This is a genomic window from Variovorax sp. F042 (assembly GCF_057814215.1).
This window is the reverse complement of sequence record NZ_JBVASX010000030.1, coordinates 1-1,622: the sequence shown is the minus strand read 5'-3', so window position 1 is coordinate 1,622 and position 1,622 is coordinate 1. Positions and strand designations below refer to the sequence as shown.

The following is a 1,622-nucleotide window of genomic DNA, read 5'->3' as shown; positions in this document are numbered from 1 at the left end:
GAGGCTGTGTGGAAACAGCTGCATTGATGGGGCGCGCCAGATCCGTTGGGCCGGCGGACTCAGTTCCAACCGGAATTCTCGGCCGTCTCTACAAGACGCGAGTCGGCTCCTACGACTTCATCTCTGCAATCAGGGTACTTGCGCCGAGGATCTTGATTGCTCGCTTGAGGTTGTAGGCCAGAACCTGCAGATTCATCTCGGTTTTCACGTTCGGCAAGGTCTTCGTCAGGAAGTGCGTGGCCCCCATCCACGCTTTCAGGGTGCCGAACACGTGTTCGATCGTTCGTTGCCTGAACTTTGAGGCCTCGGGCGCAGCATCTAGACGTGCCTGGACCTTTTCCAGGACCTCCTCGTACTCCCATCGACTGATGCGTCTGGCTGGCGCCGGAGTGCACTGCGGCTTCAAGTGACAGCTGCCACAGTTTGATGTCCAGTACTTGCGCAACGCCTTGCCGTCCTCAATGGCGGTGAAGCGGTAGATTGCGATCTCGCCCGCCGGACACCGGTACACATCCCGTCGCTTGTCATAGACGAAGTCTCGCTTGTCGAATCTGCCCTCGAACTTGCTGTTGGACGTCAAGGGCTTCGGGACAAGTGTCGCAATGCCCGCACGTTCGCACTCCAGAATCCCGTAGCCTTCGAAGTAGCCTCGATCCGCCAGCACGATTGGTTTGGGGTGTTCGATGGCCTCTTGAGCCGCCTTGGAGATGGCGGCCAGTTGGCCTCGATCGGTTACTGCGTTGGTCACCTCATGGGCGACGATCATGTGGTGTTTTGCATCGACCGCGGCCTGGACGTTGTAGCCTACGACTGCTGAGCCAAGTCGGCTGGTCGCCATCGAGCGGGCATCCGGATCGGTCAGCGAGATCTGTCGCTCTTGCGTGGACTGAAGCTGCCGCTCGATGGCAGAGATTTCACGCATCTGTCCTTTGATCTTGGCTACCTTTTCCTGGAGGCGCGCAACACGCTCGGGGAGAACCATCGCTGGATCTCGGTCAGCTCGATCAAGTTCGGCAAGGTATCGGCCGATACTCTGCTCGAGCTGCTGCATCCGCACCTGGAGCTTGTGCTCGTTGAAGTTCTTGTCGCGGTTGTTGACGCCCTTGAACTTGCTTCCGTCCACGGCGATGACGCCGTCGGCAAATAGCTTGAGCTGGCGACACAAAAGAACGAACTCTCGGCACACCAGACGAATGGCGTCACCATGATCTTTGCGGAAGTCCGCGATGGTCTTGAAATCAGGGGCCAGGCGCCCGGTCAGCCACATCAACTCCACATTGCGCTGCGCCTCGCGCTCCAGGCGTCGACTGGATTGCACTTGGTTCAGATAGCCGTAGATGTAGATCTTCAACAGCACTGAGGGGTGGTACGACGGCCGCCCGGTGGCCGCAGGTTCCGCACCTTCAAAGCCGAGCTGATAGAGCTTGAGTTCATCGACAAAGACATCGACTACGCGGATGGGGTTCTCTTCTGAGATGTAGTCGTCAAGGCACTCTGGCAGCAGCGTGATCTGGCTTCGATCCCCTGGCTCGATGAATCGCTTCATGTGGCAACCCAGTTCGTGGCGTTGTCTCAATCTAGGCGACGGTATTCACGGATTCAATGCGTTTTCACACAGCCTC

1 protein-coding gene is annotated in these 1,622 nt (G+C 58.1%); it reads right to left on the bottom strand.

The window, feature by feature from the left end; genetic code table 11:
• Positions 1-109: 109 nt before the first annotated feature.
• Positions 110-1,546 carry an IS1182 family transposase gene (locus ACZYSP_RS35235; RefSeq protein ID WP_489019178.1) on the bottom strand — a complete coding sequence of 479 codons (1,437 nt, stop codon included), beginning with the start codon at positions 1,544-1,546 and terminating at the stop codon, positions 110-112.
• Positions 1,547-1,622 lie beyond the last annotated feature (76 nt).